The organism is Streptococcus sp. 5346 (genome assembly GCF_013277455.1).
Classification (GTDB): domain Bacteria; phylum Bacillota; class Bacilli; order Lactobacillales; family Streptococcaceae; genus Streptococcus.
The window spans coordinates 91,814-109,421 of the sequence record NZ_VMMY01000002.1; the positions used below are offsets into that span (position 1 = coordinate 91,814).

Annotated in this window: 20 protein-coding genes; 2 read left to right on the forward strand and 18 right to left on the reverse strand. The window is 37.7% G+C overall.

Annotated features, from left to right (window positions below; translation table 11 throughout):
- Positions 1–42: 42 nt before the first annotated feature.
- The 10 genes from endA to HT732_RS01545 all read right to left on the reverse strand — a co-directional run bounded on the left by endA (position 43) and on the right by HT732_RS01545 (position 7,367).
- Positions 43–867: a DNA-entry nuclease EndA gene (gene endA, locus HT732_RS01500; protein ID WP_173253729.1), complete on the reverse strand. Its 825-nt coding sequence runs from the start codon at positions 865–867 to the stop codon at positions 43–45.
- Between the two features lie 38 nt (positions 868–905).
- Positions 906–1,094 (reverse strand): DNA-directed RNA polymerase subunit beta, encoded by a 189-nt coding sequence (locus HT732_RS01505; protein ID WP_173253730.1) that lies wholly within the window; start codon positions 1,092–1,094, stop codon positions 906–908.
- Positions 1,087–2,370 (reverse strand): UDP-N-acetylglucosamine 1-carboxyvinyltransferase, encoded by a 1,284-nt coding sequence (murA, locus tag HT732_RS01510; protein WP_173253731.1) that lies wholly within the window; start codon positions 2,368–2,370, stop codon positions 1,087–1,089. Before murA ends, HT732_RS01505 begins: the two co-directional genes overlap by 8 nt.
- Before the next feature lie 23 nt (positions 2,371–2,393).
- Positions 2,394–2,624 (reverse strand): DUF1146 family protein, encoded by a 231-nt coding sequence (locus HT732_RS01515; protein ID WP_078149098.1) that lies wholly within the window; start codon positions 2,622–2,624, stop codon positions 2,394–2,396.
- Between the two features lie 57 nt (positions 2,625–2,681).
- Complete coding sequence (locus HT732_RS01520) at positions 2,682–3,719, reverse strand: SepM family pheromone-processing serine protease (protein ID WP_173253732.1); 1,038 nt, start codon at positions 3,717–3,719, stop codon at positions 2,682–2,684.
- Complete coding sequence (gene coaD / locus HT732_RS01525) at positions 3,703–4,191, reverse strand: pantetheine-phosphate adenylyltransferase (protein ID WP_001280738.1); 489 nt, start codon at positions 4,189–4,191, stop codon at positions 3,703–3,705. The genes HT732_RS01520 and coaD overlap by 17 nt, the downstream gene beginning before the upstream one ends.
- Positions 4,181–4,720 (reverse strand): 16S rRNA (guanine(966)-N(2))-methyltransferase RsmD, encoded by a 540-nt coding sequence (rsmD, locus tag HT732_RS01530; protein ID WP_000706954.1) that lies wholly within the window; start codon positions 4,718–4,720, stop codon positions 4,181–4,183. The genes coaD and rsmD overlap by 11 nt, the downstream gene beginning before the upstream one ends.
- 64 nt (positions 4,721–4,784) lie before the next feature.
- On the reverse strand, positions 4,785–5,777 hold the full coding sequence (gene asnA / locus HT732_RS01535; protein ID WP_000748003.1) for an aspartate--ammonia ligase: 993 nt from the start codon (positions 5,775–5,777) through the stop codon (positions 4,785–4,787).
- Positions 5,778–5,888: 111 nt separating this feature from the next.
- Positions 5,889–6,572 (reverse strand): Bax inhibitor-1/YccA family protein, encoded by a 684-nt coding sequence (locus tag HT732_RS01540; RefSeq protein WP_173253733.1) that lies wholly within the window; start codon positions 6,570–6,572, stop codon positions 5,889–5,891.
- Positions 6,573–6,626: 54 nt separating this feature from the next.
- On the reverse strand, positions 6,627–7,367 hold the full coding sequence (locus tag HT732_RS01545; RefSeq protein WP_173253734.1) for an RNA methyltransferase: 741 nt from the start codon (positions 7,365–7,367) through the stop codon (positions 6,627–6,629).
- 33 nt (positions 7,368–7,400) lie between these two features.
- On the opposite strand from HT732_RS01545, the gene HT732_RS01550 reads away from it, so the two are divergent.
- Positions 7,401–7,679, forward strand: a complete 279-nt coding sequence (locus tag HT732_RS01550) for an acylphosphatase (RefSeq protein WP_001174612.1) — start codon at positions 7,401–7,403, stop codon at positions 7,677–7,679.
- Between the two features lie 77 nt (positions 7,680–7,756).
- The gene (gene yidC / locus HT732_RS01555) at positions 7,757–8,683 is read left to right on the forward strand and encodes a membrane protein insertase YidC (protein ID WP_000835962.1); all 927 of its coding nucleotides are present in this window, start codon (positions 7,757–7,759) and stop codon (positions 8,681–8,683) included.
- Between the two features lie 59 nt (positions 8,684–8,742).
- On the opposite strand, the gene HT732_RS01560 is transcribed toward yidC, so the two are convergent.
- From HT732_RS01560 to HT732_RS01595, 8 genes are all read right to left on the reverse strand, one after another.
- Positions 8,743–10,461 carry an ABC transporter ATP-binding protein gene (locus tag HT732_RS01560; RefSeq protein ID WP_173253735.1) on the reverse strand — a complete coding sequence of 573 codons (1,719 nt, stop codon included), beginning with the start codon at positions 10,459–10,461 and terminating at the stop codon, positions 8,743–8,745.
- Between the two features lies 1 nt (position 10,462).
- Positions 10,463–11,218 carry a hypothetical protein gene (locus HT732_RS01565; protein ID WP_173253736.1) on the reverse strand — a complete coding sequence of 252 codons (756 nt, stop codon included), beginning with the start codon at positions 11,216–11,218 and terminating at the stop codon, positions 10,463–10,465.
- Between the two features lie 4 nt (positions 11,219–11,222).
- On the reverse strand, positions 11,223–12,095 hold the full coding sequence (locus HT732_RS01570) for an ABC transporter ATP-binding protein (RefSeq protein WP_173253737.1): 873 nt from the start codon (positions 12,093–12,095) through the stop codon (positions 11,223–11,225).
- Positions 12,089–12,511, reverse strand: a complete 423-nt coding sequence (locus HT732_RS01575; RefSeq protein ID WP_173253738.1) for an Msa family membrane protein — start codon at positions 12,509–12,511, stop codon at positions 12,089–12,091. The genes HT732_RS01570 and HT732_RS01575 overlap by 7 nt, the downstream gene beginning before the upstream one ends.
- A 9-nt stretch (positions 12,512–12,520) precedes the next feature.
- On the reverse strand, positions 12,521–13,099 hold the full coding sequence (locus tag HT732_RS10150) for a CPBP family intramembrane glutamic endopeptidase (RefSeq protein ID WP_191994434.1): 579 nt from the start codon (positions 13,097–13,099) through the stop codon (positions 12,521–12,523).
- A 3-nt stretch (positions 13,100–13,102) separates the two neighbouring features.
- Positions 13,103–13,840, reverse strand: a complete 738-nt coding sequence (locus HT732_RS01585) for a hypothetical protein (RefSeq protein ID WP_173253739.1) — start codon at positions 13,838–13,840, stop codon at positions 13,103–13,105.
- A 1,532-nt stretch (positions 13,841–15,372) separates the two neighbouring features.
- Complete coding sequence (pflA, locus tag HT732_RS01590) at positions 15,373–16,167, reverse strand: pyruvate formate-lyase-activating protein (protein ID WP_001288288.1); 795 nt, start codon at positions 16,165–16,167, stop codon at positions 15,373–15,375.
- Between the two features lie 125 nt (positions 16,168–16,292).
- Positions 16,293–17,543, reverse strand: coding sequence for a diaminopimelate decarboxylase (locus HT732_RS01595; protein ID WP_173253740.1), 1,251 nt, complete (start codon positions 17,541–17,543; stop codon positions 16,293–16,295).
- Positions 17,544–17,608 lie beyond the last annotated feature (65 nt).

A 17,608-nucleotide genomic window follows, 5' to 3' on the forward strand; every position in this document is an offset into this window, starting at 1 on the left:
AACCCCTACATCCACAAGTGACATAGGAGTTTATCTTATCTTTTACTGAGTAACAGTGACTTCTCCAGTTCGGTAATCCAGTTGAAGCCCCTTTTGAACATTGGGAACTAGGACATTAAATTCCAATTCTCCATCTGAAGACTTGGCTTCAATCTGTGAAGCTGAGGGAACTAAGTCCTCGTTTGAAGCGTAATAAAGGGTTACACGGTAACGGACACGCTTGTTTTGGTCCAAGGCTTTACGCACCATGCTTTCATAGTAGTTTTGACCAGTCGAATCCTCGGCCTGTGCCTGATTGGCCCAGGCTGTCTGGACAGCAATATTTTTAGGATTACTTGTTGAGGCATCAAAACCATCCAAACCACCGATTAAGGCATAGCCTAACAAGTGACCTCTATCGACCGCATGGGTATAAGTACCCTTTAGATTTTTAACCTGATGCCAGCCTGGAGGAGTCCATGAAGTCGAACCATTCCCAGTTTCTTCACGATTCTTGTACTGACGAGTAGCCTTAGACAAGAGTGCATTAGCTACGGTTGGTACCGTTTCCTTGCCCACTGTCTTTGTTTTATTATCAGCGTAGGGCTTACTTGAAACCTTGGCATCTAGATTTGTTTTATTGCCATTGACGATAAAAGCACCTGAGCCATTCCACTCAAGACTCCCTTTTATTTGGCTCTTGACTGCGTCTGTTAAGACACTTTCTGCCAATTCTTGACTTGGAGCTTCAGCCGCTTGTTTTTTCTGACTAAGCTTGGTTTTGGGATTATTAGCTGCCGACTGCATCTGCTTAATATAATAGCTCCCCGCAGATAAGAGTAATAACACTAGCAGTCCGATTAGTGTCTGTCTTGTTTTTTTGTTCATATTTCTCCTTATCTTTATAAAAAGGCTGGTCTCCCAGCCTAATTTCCTGTAAATTTATGAATCAATTCCTGCCATTTTGCTGGAGATAGAATGGCCCATGGATCTTGACCCTTGCCCAAGATTCCATAGCCTACCATTAGACCGATTCCTAGGGCTAGAAGCCCTAAAAACAGTACCAAAATGACTAAAAGTAAACGCTTGATTACGTAGCTTGATTTCTTATTCATCTTCATCACTTACCTCAATCCGCTGAATCTTAGCACCTAGCTGCGCCAACTTCTCATGGAAACGGTAGTAACCTCTATCCAAGTGAACCAATTTACCAACTACAGTTTCTCCTTGTGCTACCAAGCCTGTCAAAATCAAGGCCGCACTGGCACGAAGGTCAGTTGAAAGAACTTCTGCTCCCTGCAAAGGCTGTCCACCAACAATACGAGCTGTATCACGGATAATCTCAGAATGCAAGCCCATGCGACGCATTTCTTCTAGGTGCTGGAAACGATTTTCAAAAACTGTCTCCACCATAGTTGATTCGCCTTTTGCGACGGTCATCAAGGCTGTAAATTGAGCCTGCATATCTGTCGGAAATCCTGGATGAGGCAAGGTTTTCACATGGACAGCTTTTAGATTTTCTAGTTGAGAGCGTACTCGAATTCCTTCAGTCTCCTCTGTCACTTCCACTCCCATTTCAAGCAATTTGGCAATCAAGGGACGGTTGTGCTCCCAGACAGCGTCTCGAATCAAGACATCACCACCAGTCATGGCAGCAGCTACCATAAAGGTTCCTGCTTCGATACGGTCTTGGACTACATTGTGAGTCGTACCATGAAGTTTCTCAACACCAGTAATGGTAATAGTCTCTGTACCAGCACCTTTGACCTTGGCTCCCATCTCATTAAGGAGAATGGCTAAGTCAACAATCTCAGGCTCACGCGCAGCATTTTCAATCACTGTGACCCCATCAGCCAGAGTCGCTGCCATCATCAAGTTCTGCGTAGCACCAACACTTGGAAAGTCCATATATATATGGGCACCATGTAAGCGATCAGCCTTGGCTTCGATATAACCAGCTGTCTGACTAATCTTAGCCCCCATAGCTTCTAGACCTTTCAAATGAAGATCAATAGGGCGACTACCAATCGTACAACCACCTGGCATGGATACCTTGGCATGACCCACACGGGCAAGGATTGGCCCTAATACAACAATGGAGGCGCGCATCTTGCTGACATACTTATAAGGGGCTTCCTCAGTGATGTCGCCAGTAGCATCCACCTCAACAAGATGGGCTTCTTTATCAAAATCCACCTTGGCATTCAAACCACGAACCACCTGATTCATAGTGAAAACATCTGACAAGATAGGAACATTCTGCAAGACGGTCTTTCCTTCACTTGCTAGAATAGTCGCTGCCAACAAGGGCAAGACTGCATTCTTTGCTCCTTCGATGGTTACACTTCCTACCAGACGATTATCGCCACCTTGAACCACAATTTTGTCCATACTCGTTTCCTTTACTCTTGATTTTATAATAATCCTCTAAGCGCTTCTTGCCACAACTGATACAGGCTGATAAAGAAAGAACTCAGGATGTAGCCCATGACAATGCTAAAAAAGGCTACTAATAAACGAACTTTTCCTGTATTCTCATCTGTCACTTTTAAAACCTTTTCCCATCTAACAAGATCCTTTAAAAGGTAAAAACTCACATAGATAAAGAGCATGTGACTACTTAGAGTGAATAATAATTGAACCATTTGACTATTATACCATCTTCTCTGTTTGCGCGCTAGTTTGGAAACTTCACTCAAAAATTAGGGATTGTTTTTCAAGTAATCAATCGCATCTTGTAGGGTTTTAACTGGCACGATTTTCATATCTGTCTTGATTGTTTTGGCTGCTTCTAGGGCTGTTTGGTAGTTGTTTTTCGCGTCCGGATGCGCTTTTTGTTCTTCTTCGCTAACAGGGTTATCAGGAGCAAAGAAAATAGCAGCACCTGCCCTAGCCGAAGCTACAACTTTCTTGTCAATACCACCAATATCCCCCACATTGCCATCACGGTCAATGGTACCTGTACCGGCAACAATACGACCATTACGAAGACCTGGGTGAGCTATTTGAGTATAGATAGCTAGACTAAACATGAGACCAGCACTTGGACCGCCGATACCAGCTGTTGAAAAGCTAATTGGGACATTGCTGATTACCTCTGTACGATCAATCAAGCCGATTCCAATCCCATTTTTTCCATTTTCCAAGCTGATAATCTTTCCTTCTGCAGACTTGGTTTGCCCATCCTCTTCATAGGTGACCTTGACGGAGTCCCCTAATTTTTGAGAACTGACGTAATCAATCAAGTCTTTGGAACTATCAAAGGTCTGATCATTGACTGCTGTGACCGTATCAGAGATATTGAGAATCCCTTTAAAGGTTGAATTATCCGTCACATTCAAGACATAAACCCCAAAGTACTTGAGTTCTATATCCTTACCAGCTGTTTTTAGACCTTGATACTTGGCCATATTTTGTGATGTTTGCATGTAGAATTGATTGATCCGCATAAATTCAATATCGGAAGTTCCACCTGTAGTTTCCTGAGCACTACGAATATCTGTAAAAGGCGTCAACCAAGCATAAACCATATGGGCTAAAGTAGCGTGCTGGACACCAACCGTAACGAATTGATAGGCACCAGCTTCCTTATCTTCTGTGTCATTGACTTTAAGGACTTGGCGAATATCTTCCGAACCACCTGGAACTTCTATATAATAGGGCAAGGGCACTACAAATGCCAAGAAAGTCACAATTAAGGCCGCAATGACATATAAGGGCCATCTAATCTTTTTTTTCATTTCTTATTTCCTCCAAAATACTCTCGGGAACATGGCAGGCAATATCCTGACCAAACTTCAAAAGTTCTCTAACGCCTGATGAACTGATATAGAGATGTTCAGGTCGACTATGTAAATAAATGGTCTCTATATTAGGAGACAGCTGATGGTTGTAGTAATCAAAACTGGCTTCATATTGCAAATCCGACGCATTTCTCAAGCCTCGCACTAGGAAAGTAGCCCCCAGTCTTTTTGCAACATCAACCACCAATTCATCATGAGAAGACACGACTGTAACATTTTTCAAATGTTTCACAGCCTTTTCTAGCCCCCGTTTACGATTTTCGATAGGGAGAAATCCTTGTTTGTGGGGATTAAAAAAAATACCGACATAAAGCTTATCAAAGAGTCTGCTCGCCCGTTCAATGATATCCAGATGCCCATTTGTCATCGGATCAAATGAGCCTGTGAATAAGCCAATCTTATCTGACATAAACTGTCACCTTACTGATTCCATAAATTTTTTCCTTCCAGATGCCCAGGCAGGCAATTTCTTCTGGAAGCTCAACGGCCTTATCCGTCTCACACACGACCATGACATCTTCAGAAAAAAGCTCTCTCTCAGCCATTTTTTCAATATCTGCTACGATTTGTTCCTTGGCATAAGGAGGGTCTAAGAAAATGAGGTCGAATTCCCCAGATACCTGTTCCAATGCCCTTTCTGCATCCATCTTGAGGAGTTGAAATTTTCCAACTTCCTTGGTCATCTGAATATTTTCAGCTACGATAGCCTGAGCCTTACGGTCTCGTTCCACCAAAACAGCGCTGGACATGCCACGCGATACTGCCTCGATAGATAAACCACCACTACCTGCATAAAGGTCCAAGACTCGTCCCCCTTCAAAGTAGGGACCAATCATGTTAAAAATGGCTCCCCTAACCTTATCCGAAGTAGGTCTTGTCGTCTTTCCTTCTAGTGTCTTGAGGGGACGTCCCCCATAGATTCCTGATACGATTTTCATACCGTTTATTATACCAAATTATGGGCGAAAAGAGAAAGAAAACCGAACCTTGCGGTTCGATTCTCTACAAAATATTTTCGTAAGTATCGCGGACTTCTTGAGGCCAAACACTTGTTTGCACTTCTCCGATGTGTTTCTTGCGAAGTAGGAACATGGCCATCCGAGATTGTCCAATTCCTCCACCGATTGTCAATGGGAATAGGCCGTTCAACAAAGCCTTGTGCCATTCCAATTCTAAACGGTCTTCATCACCTGTGATGGCGACCTGACGGCGAAGCGTTTCTTCATCTACACGAATCCCCATAGAAGACAACTCAAAGGCTCCACCTAAAGACTCATTCCAAACAAGAATATCACCATTTAGACCCTTGTAGCCATTTTCAGACTCACTTGTCCAGTCATCATAGTCTGGTGCACGTCCATCGTGCGGTTTACCGTCTGGTAATTCACCACCGATACCAATCAAGAAAACAGCACCAAATTCTTTACAGATAGCATTTTCACGCTCTTTCGGTGTCAAATCTGGGTAGCGTTCTACCAACTCTTCTGTGTGGATGAAAGTAATCTGTTTTGGCAAGATAGATTCGATGTCATAGCGAGCTTCAACAGCTAGCTCTGTCAGGCGAATAGCCTTGTAAATCTTCTCAACTGTTTCTTTTAGATAAGCGATGTTACGCTTACCATTTGGGATAACCTTCTCCCAGTCCCACTGGTCAACATAAACAGAGTGAGTCGCATCCAGCGAATCTTCGTCTGGACGAAGGGCCTTCATGTGGACGAAAAGACCTTCACCCTCACCGAAACCAAAACGAGCCAAGGTATGGCGTTTCCATTTAGCAAGGGAGTGCACCACTTCATAAGTAGCGTCAGGGATTTGGAGAACCTTGACCGATACGGCATTCTCCACACCTGATAAGTTGTCCTGCATCCCGTCACCGACCCTGCTCAAGATAGGACCTTGAACTTCGACAACTTCTAACTTATCTTTCAAATACTGGGTAAAAGTGTTTTTGACAAAGGAAATTTCTTCTTGTTGGTGGATAAAACTTTTCTTCATAGGCTACTCCTCAAAAAATTAATTAAAAGCATTATACACCTATTTCCAAGAAAAGAAAAGAGAAATTTTAAAAAAAATCAGTGTCATTCAAAACACTGATTTCATAGACCTTTAGTCATTACGACCGAAGATACGTAAAATACTTAGGAAGAGATTAATAAAATCAAGATAGATACTGAGAGCCATCGACACAACCCAACCTGTCGCTACACGACCTTGTGATTGTTCATAAGCGAGACGAATTCTTTGGTTGTCCCAAGCAATCAGCCCAGAGAAGACCAAGACCATGGCTACACTGATCATATAATCAAAGAAGCCACTAGCCAAGAAAATATTGACTATCATAGCAATAATCAAACCGATGAGGGCTGCCATCATAGCACGACCAATCCCACTCAAATCTTTCTTAGTGAACATACCGACTGCCGCCATGACAAAGAAGAGAAGGGCGCTTGATACAAAGGCAGACAAAACCGTACCTGGAGTATAGAAGGCCACCACAAAACTGAGGGTAAAGCCATTTAATACTGAGTAAAGCAAAAATACTGGAAGAGCCGCTGGGCTATTCTTTGAAGCCATACTACTGGCAACGAAAACCAAGGCCAACTCCGCAAAAGTAGCAATGGTCAACCAGAGACGCCCCTGCATCAAAAAGTAAACCAACTGAGACTGAAAGACCGTCAACATAAGGCCTGATACCAAAGCGGATAGTCCGATTCCTAGACCAACAAAGGCATAGACTTTAGCGTAAAATTGATTGAGACCTGCGCGGTCGTGAATAATAGTGTGATTCATCTTTTCTCCTTTTCTATGAATGTCTTTCCTTGATTATAACAAAGAAAGTTAAAATTAGCTTAAATGGAAAATCAAGATACCTGCTGCAACGGCAACATTCAAACTCTCTGCCTTACCCTTCATGCTAATATGGACCAATTGATCTGCACTTTCAGCCATGAGGGGACTAATTCCTTGACCCTCATTTCCCATGACTAGTACAAAATTTTCTATAGGAGGCAGTTCCCTGTAATCAACAGAATCTTTAGATAGGGTTGTTGCCAGCACTGAGATACCTGCGTCTTTAGCTCCCTCGAGAAGCCTTTGACTAGACATCCGGTAAATAGGCAGATGAAAATGACTGCCTTGCATGGAACGTAGAGTCTTGAGACTGTAAATATCTGCCGATTTATCTGAAACAATTACTCCAGTAAAACCTGCTGCATCCGCAGTCCGAATGATAGTTCCCACATTACCAGGATCTTGCACATCTTCCAAAAACAAGAACTTGCCCTGACTAAAGTCAGCTTGCCCTACTTCTTCTTTTTGAACCACCGCAACAATTCCCTGTGGAGTCTGAGAATCCGCCAAATCTAGCAAAATATCCTCTGACACCCAGACAGTTTGCGGAAAAGCAGCTAACTGATCTCGGTAATTTTCTAGGGCAAAGATTTTCTCAATCATCACTCCAGCTTGGACAGCTTCTTCAAACAAGTGCCAGCCTTCAATTAAATAGGCAGACTTGCGGTATTTTTTTTGATGTAATTTCTTGGCATTTTTTACCACAGAATTGGCTTTTGAGGTTATAATAGTCATAGAAATATTATAACACAATCAAAGGGGTTTGGTATGCAAAAGGTTAGAATGATTGCCCAAGGCAGGGTGCAGGGAGTCGGCTTTCGTTGGGGTGTTTACAGCTTGGCACTTGAAATTGGTGGCATCACAGGTCGGGTATGGAATAACGACGATGGCACAGTCGAAATCTTAGCCCAAGCAGACTCATCTGCTATCATGGCGAAATTTATCCAAGAAATTCGAAAAGGACCAACTCCTTTTTCAAAAGTCAGCTACTTAGATGTCAAACTAAGTAACTTTCCTCCTTACCCTGACTTTAAAATCGCAAATTAGGTCTCTAGAACTATTGTATATTTTGCAAAAAAACAGTAGAATAGAAAGGTATAATTTTTAAAGAAGGAATAAAAACAGTGAAATCTATTAAACGTTTTGCACTCTCGGCTATGGGAGTGGCTATGTTGCTTGTCTTGACTGGCTGTGTTAGCGTCGATAAAGCCACAGGAAAGCCAATAGGATTTATTTGGAATACTATCGGAGCGCCTATGGCTGAAGCTATCAAGTACTTCGCTACTGATCAAGGTCTAGGCTTTGGTGTCGCTATCATCATCGTAACCATTATCGTGCGCTTGATTATCTTGCCACTTGGTATCTACCAATCATGGAAGGCAACGCTTCACTCTGAAAAGATGAACGCCCTCAAGCACGTCCTTGAGCCACATCAAACTCGTCTCAAGGAAGCTACTACTCAAGAAGAAAAACTCGAAGCCCAACAAGCTCTCTTTGCCGCTCAAAAAGAACACGGCATCAGCATGTTTGGTGGTGTAGGATGTTTCCCTATCCTCCTTCAAATGCCTTTCTTCTCTGCAATTTACTTTGCTGCCCAATATACTGAAGGTGTTGCTCAAGCAAGTTACCTAGGAATTCCTCTAGGCTCTCCAAGTATGATTTTAGCTGCCTGCGCTGGTGTCCTTTACTATCTTCAATCACTCCTTTCACTTCACGGAGTAGAAGATGAAACGCAAAGAGATCAAATCAAGAAAATGGCTTACGTGAGCCCAGTCATGATTGCCGGCTTCTCCCTCATCTCACCAGCCAGTGTCACACTTTACTGGGTTGTCGGTGGTTTCATGATGATTCTCCAACAGTTTATCGTCAACTATATCGTTCGTCCAAAACTTCGCAAAAAAGTCCGTGAAGAACTAGCCAAGAACCCACCAAAAGCACGTTCTTTCTCAACACCAAATGGACGAAAAGACGTTACTCCTGAACAACCAACTGCTATCACAAGCAAGAAAAAACACAAAAATCGCAACGCTGGAAAACAACGTTCGAGATAAGAAGAAAGTAGTTAAGAATTTTTCTATCAGAAATTTCTTAACTACTTTTTCTAATGTCTTTAATTTAGTTCCTGTAGATAACTTTGGTAACTAGTATTTCTTAATTGTAATTCCTCATGTTTACCCTTATCTACAATTCTTCCATTCTCGTCAAAAACAAACACTATATCAGCTTCACGAATCGTTGATAATCGATGAGCAATTGTTAGTCGTGTCTTTCCTTCAGTCAATGAGTTCACAGCCTTCGTAATAATTCGCTCAGTTTCTACGTCCAAACTTGCAGTAATTTCATCAAATAAATAGATATCACTCGGAAGCATTAATGAACGTGCTATATTAAATCGCTGCTTCTGACCTTCAGATAAACCTTGACCAGAATCAGATATATGACTCTCTAAACCTTTAGGCAATTGATTAATCAAGCTAAGAAGATCTAATTCTTTTAGAACAAAATACATCCTCTCGTCCAATACCTTACTATTTTTTCCATAACTCAAATTTTCTCTTAGAGTTCCATGAAATAAAGTATTATCTTGGGAAGTATAACTAATCAAATCACGAACATTCTCCGAAGACAAATGCCTTAATCTTTTTCCCCCAATCAATATCTCTCCTGCATCGTATTGATAAAATTTCATCAATAAAGAAAAAAGAGTTGTCTTACCTGAACCGCTTGGACCTATAATCGCAACATGTTGCCCAGATGAAATGTGAAAGCTTAAATTATCTATTACACGTTTTTCTTGTTCTGAATAACTGAAAGAAACAGCATCAAAGGAAATAGAGAAGTCATTCACTTCTGTATAAGAGAAATTATTATCTTCTGAAGCTAAATTAAATAACTCTACTACACGTGTTCCTACCCCTTTTACTTCAGCAAAATCATCTAAAGACTGAATTAATTCAGAAGTCGGCTCCAGTAACTGCATGACATAGATAATGAAAGTAGTCAGTGTCACTATCGTCATTATTCCTTCCTGAACTTGCCATCCAGCTATTAAGATAATAATTAAAATGAAAAACATGATTACACTATTTAACAAGGCACTTTGAAAAGAGGAAATTGCTAATATTTTTCTAAAATTCTTGAAAAGTTCAGAAAAAACTTTAGACATAATCTTTATTTCTTGCTTCTCACCATTCATTGACTTTATTAATCTGAACTTAGAAAATTTATGACCTAAATCTCCTGCTAATCTCCCTAATAAATTTTGATGATCCAAAAAACACATTTCTAGTTTAGCATTTATAGGAAGCGTTACAAATAATAGGCACAATATTAGTACTAGACTAACTAGCGTTAAATAAAAATTAATTGAAACTAAAAAATAAGCAGTCCCCACAATAATGAATAGATTCATAATGACCTGTGGAAAAGTTACCGAAATTAATTTTAATACCACCGACATATCATTTGTTAATCGGTTTGATAAATCTCCTGCTTGATATCTTTCAACATCTGTTATTGATAAAGATAAAATTTTCCTATGAAGACTTTCCTGCATCTTTTTCATAGCCTGATTTCCACTCATTCCCAGTAAATAAGAAGATATCGCCTGTAAAGTATAAACAGATAAAAAGAATAATAGCATCCCTATTAGCATTAGCGGATTTGATAAAATAAATGTCAAAAATGACATATCCATCATTTTCCCTATAAACTGAGGAATCAATAATCCCATTCCTGCGCTAATAAAACTTAAGAACAAACCTATAAAGAACCTTGGTTTGTCTAAACAATGAAATAAATATTGATAAAACTGTTTTTGCTTTATCATTTTAAAATTCTACCTTTCTAAATTTCTTTAAGCTAAAATAAAATAGAATAAGTGAGTAGAATGTTGTTATTGAAATAATTCCAATATAGGCTAAGTGAAAATTCCCCTCCTCAGCTAATAAACGAAAACCATTTGGGAAAATCAAACCAATTTTACCAAATAGAGGTAAAATCCCTGTAAAAATAAGTAGAATAATGCCACTTACAATACTTGCAATATTACTGAAAAACAGCGATATCATAGTTAGTAGAAATATATAAAAGACATGATGTAAAATCGTTCCAAAAATAGAGAATATAGCCAACAAACTATCCTGACCTAAAAATTCTCCTGAAGCGAAGGGAAGATGGATAACTCTTAAATAATAAACACCAAACATTAGCAAAGAAAAAATCAAAACAAATAAAGCAAATAAAGAGAGTATACTGAGTATTTTTGATAATAAAATCTTTTTCCTCTCTATATCCTTATATAAGAAAAGTCGGTGTAGTTCTATATCACTTCTCACTACAGACAAAATTAGTAGAAATAAGGATAAGGTTGGTAGAGTTGAATTAAAAGAAAGATTAAAAATACCATCATACATTTCTAAAAAACTTAATTTTGCGCCAGTTTCTATTGAAGTTACATTCATAAAACTTGTTTCCATAAATGTAGAAGCTAAATATAGAATAGGAATTAGACTAAAAAGTAAAAATAGCTTACTTTCTTTTCTATTCCATGTTGTGCTTAATACAGCCAAAAAAATATCTTTCATTTCACTACCTTTCCATAAAAATATCCTTTAACTGATTTTCTTTCATACTAATAGAAGAAATCATCTGTTTTTCACCCAAAAATTGCAAGACTTTATTTAATTCTTCTCTACTACATTGCGCAGAAAGGACTAAATACTGATCCTCTAAATAAACAGTATCTGACAGATAAGATTCCAGGATTGAACTGTTTACATCATCTATCAACTCAATCAATACATCTCTTCCAGATGGTTTAGAAAATTCATCAGCTAAACAACCAGATTCTATGTATACATAACGATCACACAGAGATTCTAATTCACTCAATTGATGACTCGATATCAACATCGATATCTTTCTCTGACTAGCCCATTCTTTCAAAATAAGAATCAATTTTTGAACACCTATTGGATCCAATCCTACAAAGGGTTCATCTAAAATTAAAAAATTAGGTTCTGCAACAAGAGCTATTGCTAAAGCTGTTCTTTGCTTCATTCCAAAAGAAAAATTCTTCGGTTTTCTTTTCCTTACTTCCCATAGCTCTACTAATCTCAATGTCGGTTCAATATTTTTGTAAAGTTCCTTTTTGTTATGCAATCTCAAATAAAATTTTAGATTATCTTCAACTGTCATTTCAGGATAAAATACCGGATCAATCATAATACCTACATCCTGAAGCAAACAATCTTTTGAACTCAGTTCAACTTCATTATAATAAATTTCACCTTCCGTCGGCTTCAGGGATTTGGCGATTAATTTCATGAGGGTGGATTTTCCTGCCCCATTCTTACCTATCAATCCCACAATTTCTCCCTTATTTATTTCCAAATTAACATTTTTCAATGAATAGAAATCATTTCCTGCAAATTTTTTAGATAAATTATGAATTGTTAACATTTTTCACTCCCTTTTTTATTTTTCTGACTCTTCATATAGTAAGTAACAATTGATATAGAAAGATATAAAATTACCACAAAAATAATCTGAGACATCTCCAGAGGAGATTCAGCTATCTGCACTGTCATTTCATCTGATACAACGATATTTCTTTCTACAAATACTTTCCAAATAGACATTTTTTCAGACAAAATAGCAAAAATCATATAAGCCACACTTGAAATGATAGGCAAACTGATACTTTTATAAATTAAATCCTTTTTATTTTTACTATTATATAATACGTAACCATGAATAATAATCGGGAATAAATACAAAATTAAAGCAAGTATCATAACTGATAAATTTGGTAAATAAAATAATAAAAATAGTGTAGATACTATATAATACAAGCAAAGTAACAATATTGAAATCATATTTTCTCCTTATTGAAATAATGCAGCTAATAAGTTTATAAACCAATGCGCTGCAATAGAATAATGCAATCCAAAACGCATAGTCACAAGTCCTAGTATAAAACCAATTGGACTCCGAATCAATAAATTATCTATAATGTCATAATTCAAATGTAGTAAAATTCCAAATAGTAAAGAGCATATTAGTAATGTCTGAGGTTTAGAAAAATTATTTCGCAAAATACGATATAAACAATAGCGAAACAGGAACTCTTCACAACTAGCAATAACCATTTGATGCCAAAATTCTTCGCCTTTAATAAAAAATAGATTTATAAGAAATAGTAAGGCTGTTAAAAAAATAAATTTATACCACGAAAATTTAATCTCACAACTAGTATACAAATTATATTTTTGGGCTATATAATTTGGGAGTATGATAAAACAAGCTGGCATTAAAACAACTAAAAGATAAAAATAAACACTGACTAGTTGTTCTTTCTCTACAAAAACTAAGCCAGTCATAGCAATACTATATAAAACAATAGATAACATCAAAATTCCTAAAGCTACTATCGCAGTAGATAATTTTGTCGTTTTATCATTCATTCTCTAAAACTCCATTTTTTTAAATTTTTTATACGATAAAATATAGAAAACTGTAATATAGACCATGCTCAACAAACACATAGCAGCTAAACTTGTAAAAGCACTTGCATTTGATAGCGATATATACGCATTGGGAAATAGATAACCCATCCATCCCATCTTAGAAGAAAGTATTGAAGCTAAAACAAAGAAAATTGAGATAACTATTGTTACTGCTCTATTCGTTTTTAGCGAGGTATAAGACATAATTAAAATAGATACTAAATTAGAAGAGAATATACTGAAAATGCTTAAGATTTCTCTACTTAACAATTCATCACCTGAGAATAGCATATTTGATTTATTTAAAAATAAAAAGAAAATTATCAATGATGTACATAAAGTAACTAAAGTATATAGACAGTATAAAAGCGTTAAAGAAAATAATTTAGCTTGAAAAATTCTATTTTTCGGTAAATCTTTGTATAGAAACATTATTCCAGAATTAAATTCATCTCGAAAAGTAGAATAAATCATATAAGAAAAAATTAATGTTGGTAAAACAAGTTTAAATTGTGATTGAAATACAATGCTAACAAAAAAACTAAAACTTGCATTATCTCCTGCTACGTAAAAAACTTCCATATCTGGACTATTTGTCAGTAGAGGAACTACTAATGGAAGTAGAGAAAAAGCAAATAAAAATTTTGTTTCTGATCTTAACCATATTGTCCTAAAAATTGTAAATAAATTTATGCTCATTTTATTATCTCCTTTAGTTATCAATCAGAAGAGACTTTATAATCTCCTCTGATTGATAACTAATCTAATTAGACTAGTTATTCTATTTATTAAATTGTCACGCGACGATTGACCTTGTAGCTAATGCTAACAATACCGAAATTCCATGTATGACGTTTGAACAACTTTTTAAATACTTTCATAATTTCCTCCTTTATCTTGATACAAATAGTTTAGCTTATTTCAGATGTCTATGTTAAATCTTGCTCTGAAATGTTCATTTTTTCTACTGAAATGCTTAGAATAGAAAATTTGCTTTCAGTCAAAATCAGATTGTCACGCGACGATTGATTTTGTAGCTAATGCTAACAATACCGAAATTCCATGTATGACGTTGGAACAACTTTTTAAATACTTTCATAACTTCCTCCTTTATCTTGATACAAATAGTTTAGCTTATTTCAGATGTCTATATTAAAAATTTCTCTGAAATGTTAATTTTTTCTGCTGAAATGCTTAGAATAGAAAATTTGCTTTCAGTCAAAATTAGATTGTCACACGACGATTGACCTTGTAGCTAATGCTAACAATACCGAAATTCCATGTATGACGTTTGAACAACTTTTTAAATGCTTTCATAACTTCCTCCTTTATCTTGATACAAATAGTTTAGCCGATTTCAGATATCTATGTTATAACTTTCTCTGAAATGTTAATTTTTTCTGCTGAAATGCTTAGAATAGAAAATTTGCTTTCAGTTAGACTTAGATTGTCACGCGACGATTGACCTTGTAGCTAATGCTAACAATACCGAAATTCCATGTATGACGTTGGAACAACTTTTTAAATACTTTCATAATTTCCTCCTTTATCTTGATACAAATAGTTTAGCTTATTTCAGATGTCTATATTAAAAATTTCTCTGAAGTGTTAATTTTTTCTACTGAAATGCTTAGAATAGAAAATTTGCTTTCAGTCAAAATCAGATTGTCACGCGACGATTGATTTTGTAGCTAATGCTAACAATACCGAAATTCCATGTATGACGTTTAAATAACTTTTTAAATGCTTTCATAATTTCCTCCTTTATCTTGATACAAATAGTTTAGCTTATTTCAGATGTCTATGTTAAATCTTGCTCTGAAATGTTCATTTTTTCTGCTGAAATGCTTAGAATAGAAAATTTGCTTTCAGTCAAAATCAGATTGTCACGCGACGATTGACCTTGTAGCTAATGCTAACAATACCGAAATTCCATGTATGACGTTGGAACAACTTTTTAAATACTTTCATAACTTCCTCCTTTATCTTGATACAAATAGTTTAGCTTATTTCAGATGTCTATGTTATAACTTTCTCTGAAATGTTAATTTTTTCTGCTGAAATGCTTAGAATAGAAAATCTGCTTTCAGTTAAGAATTGCTTTAAATTCCCTAATCGATTTGTTCACATTCTATTTTAATCTACCAGAATTTCAGCCACTAAGTCTATTCTATTCATCTATAGATATTTATATAAACTTAAAAACCCGATGTTTCCATCAGGCTTCTTTTTTATCCATGTACACGTTTCATATAGTCTTGATAACTTTCGGTATCCATGAGTTTTTTAGCGTTCTTGACGCGGTCTGCTGTTGGTGGTTTAACCCCTTCGAGTGAATATGGAATTCCCAATTCACGCCATTTGAACTCACCCATAGTGTGATAAGGCAGAATTTCAAACTTATCAACATTTTTGAGGGTCTTGACGAACTTACCAAGTTCAATCAAGTCATCATCTCTGTCTGTCAATCCCGGAACTAGCACGTGGCGAATCCAGACAGGTTTTCCAATATCTGATAGATACTGGGCACAGGCCAAGATATTTTTATTGGTTTGGCTAGTGACAATTTTGTGCTGTTCTTCGTTAATTTCCTTGATATCCAAGAGGACCAAGTCAGTGACAGCCATGAGTTTGTCAAACTTCTCAAGGTAACGTGGTTTGTTACGGAAAGGAAGGGCACAGGTATCCAAAGTACAGTGGATTCCTTGTTCCTTAGCCTTAGTGAAGAGGGCAATCAAGAAATCAATCTGCAAGAGGGCTTCTCCCCCACTGACTGTAATCCCACCCTTATTTCCCCAGAAACCGCGGTAGCGCAAGGCCTCTGTCAAGACATCATCTACCGTCCGTTCACGCGATTTATTGGACTCCATCGCCCAAGTGTCAGGGTTGTGGCAATACTGGCAACGCATGTGACAGCCCTGCAAAAAGACAATAAAGCGAATACCAGGCCCATCTACTGACCCAAAGCTTTCTGTCGAATGCACCATTCCTGTCACTTGTCCATAATCAATTGTTTCTTCAGACATATCGTTACCTTCCTTGAAAACGTTTTATAGTTTTATTATATCATGACTTGAAAGAAAAACAAGATTTTTGCCTATTTTTTAGAAAGCAATCTGTTTTTCAATTTCATTTTCAATTACTTATCATTTTATTCTTCAAAATCAAAACCATACAAGGTTGCAAAGTAGTCCTCAGGGCGCTCTGCACGGCGGATTTGACGGGCTTTACCTTCTTCGGTATAGAGGATTTCCGCAGAACGAAGTTTGGCGTTGTACTGGTAGCCCATTGAAAAACCGTGAGCACCTGTATCATGAATTACCAGCAAATCACCGATTTCTGTATGAGGCAGTTCGCGATTCACTGCAAATTTATCATTGTTTTCACAGAGTGAACCAACCACATCTACCACTTCAGCTGGTCCATCTGGATGGGTCACGTTAGTAATGTGATGATAAGCTCCGTACATAGCTGGACGCATGAGGTTGACTGCTGATGCATCCACACCGAGATAGGTACGGTAAGTGTTCTTCTTATGAGTGACTCTTGTGACCAAAGCACCGTGAGGTGCCAGCATAAAACGACCCAATTCAGTAAAAATCTTAACCTGACCAAGACCTGCTGGCGTAAGGACCTCTTCATACACCTTACGAACCCCCTCACCAATCAAGGCGATATCATTTGGCTCCTGGTCTGGACGATAGTTGACACCAATACCGCCAGAAAGATTGATAAAGTCTAGCGAAATGCCCAACTTTTCCTTGATTTCAACAGCCAATTCAAAGAGCTGACGCGCCAACTCTGGATAATAGAGATGGGTGACGGTATTGGACGCTAGAAAGGAGTGAATCCCAAAAGTCTTAGCTCCTTTTTGCTTCAAGATAGCAAAAGCTTCAAAGAGCTGGTCCTTGGTCATGCCAAACTTGGCTTCTCCAGGATTGTCCATGATGTCTGTCCCCAGTTCAAAAACGCCTCCAGGATTGTAACGACATGAGATGATTTCTGGAATGCCTGCTGCTCGCTCCAGATGTTCAATATCTTCAAAGGCATCCAAGTTAATGGTCGCACCCAATTCACGCGCATAGGCATATTCCTTGTCTGGCGTGTTGTTGGAAGAGAACATAATCTCAGAACCAGGGAAATTCAGTTTATGACTCATCAAAAGCTCCACATAACTAGAGCAGTCCACGCCACAACCTTCCTCTTGGAGAATTTTTAAAATAGCTGGTGTTGGAGTAGCCTTAACTGCAAAATATTCCTTAAAGCCCTTATTCCACGAAAAGGCTTGGTTGACGGCCCTTGCCTTCTCACGAATCCCCTTCTCATCATACAAGTGAAAGGGAGTTGGGAACTCGGCAACAATCTTTTCTAAGTCTTCTTTATTGATAAATGGTGTTTTCATAAGCTTCCTTTTATTCTATTTGCAAAGAAAGGCTGGGACAATCGTTCCAACCTTTAGTTCTATCT

Bases quoted from the DNA above. Each gene is read 5' to 3' on its own strand.
- endA (WP_173253729.1), bottom strand. From the start codon at position 867: ATGAACAAAAAAACAAGACAGACACTAATCGGACTGCTAGTGTTATTA.
- HT732_RS01505 (WP_173253730.1), bottom strand. From the start codon at position 1,094: ATGAATAAGAAATCAAGCTACGTAATCAAGCGTTTACTTTTAGTCATT.
- murA (WP_173253731.1), bottom strand. From the start codon at position 2,370: ATGGACAAAATTGTGGTTCAAGGTGGCGATAATCGTCTGGTAGGAAGT.
- HT732_RS01515 (WP_078149098.1), bottom strand. From the start codon at position 2,624: ATGGTTCAATTATTATTCACTCTAAGTAGTCACATGCTCTTTATCTAT.
- HT732_RS01520 (WP_173253732.1), bottom strand. From the start codon at position 3,719: ATGAAAAAAAAGATTAGATGGCCCTTATATGTCATTGCGGCCTTAATT.
- coaD (WP_001280738.1), bottom strand. From the start codon at position 4,191: ATGTCAGATAAGATTGGCTTATTCACAGGCTCATTTGATCCGATGACA.
- rsmD (WP_000706954.1), bottom strand. From the start codon at position 4,720: ATGAAAATCGTATCAGGAATCTATGGGGGACGTCCCCTCAAGACACTA.
- asnA (WP_000748003.1), bottom strand. From the start codon at position 5,777: ATGAAGAAAAGTTTTATCCACCAACAAGAAGAAATTTCCTTTGTCAAA.
- HT732_RS01540 (WP_173253733.1), bottom strand. From the start codon at position 6,572: ATGAATCACACTATTATTCACGACCGCGCAGGTCTCAATCAATTTTAC.
- HT732_RS01545 (WP_173253734.1), bottom strand. From the start codon at position 7,367: ATGACTATTATAACCTCAAAAGCCAATTCTGTGGTAAAAAATGCCAAG.
- HT732_RS01550 (WP_001174612.1), top strand. From the start codon at position 7,401: ATGCAAAAGGTTAGAATGATTGCCCAAGGCAGGGTGCAGGGAGTCGGC.
- HT732_RS01560 (WP_173253735.1), bottom strand. From the start codon at position 10,461: ATGATAAAGCAAAAACAGTTTTATCAATATTTATTTCATTGTTTAGAC.
- HT732_RS01565 (WP_173253736.1), bottom strand. From the start codon at position 11,218: ATGAAAGATATTTTTTTGGCTGTATTAAGCACAACATGGAATAGAAAA.
- HT732_RS01570 (WP_173253737.1), bottom strand. From the start codon at position 12,095: ATGTTAACAATTCATAATTTATCTAAAAAATTTGCAGGAAATGATTTC.
- HT732_RS01575 (WP_173253738.1), bottom strand. From the start codon at position 12,511: ATGATTTCAATATTGTTACTTTGCTTGTATTATATAGTATCTACACTA.
- HT732_RS10150 (WP_191994434.1), bottom strand. From the start codon at position 13,099: ATGAATGATAAAACGACAAAATTATCTACTGCGATAGTAGCTTTAGGA.
- HT732_RS01585 (WP_173253739.1), bottom strand. From the start codon at position 13,840: ATGAGCATAAATTTATTTACAATTTTTAGGACAATATGGTTAAGATCA.
- pflA (WP_001288288.1), bottom strand. From the start codon at position 16,167: ATGTCTGAAGAAACAATTGATTATGGACAAGTGACAGGAATGGTGCAT.
- HT732_RS01595 (WP_173253740.1), bottom strand. From the start codon at position 17,543: ATGAAAACACCATTTATCAATAAAGAAGACTTAGAAAAGATTGTTGCC.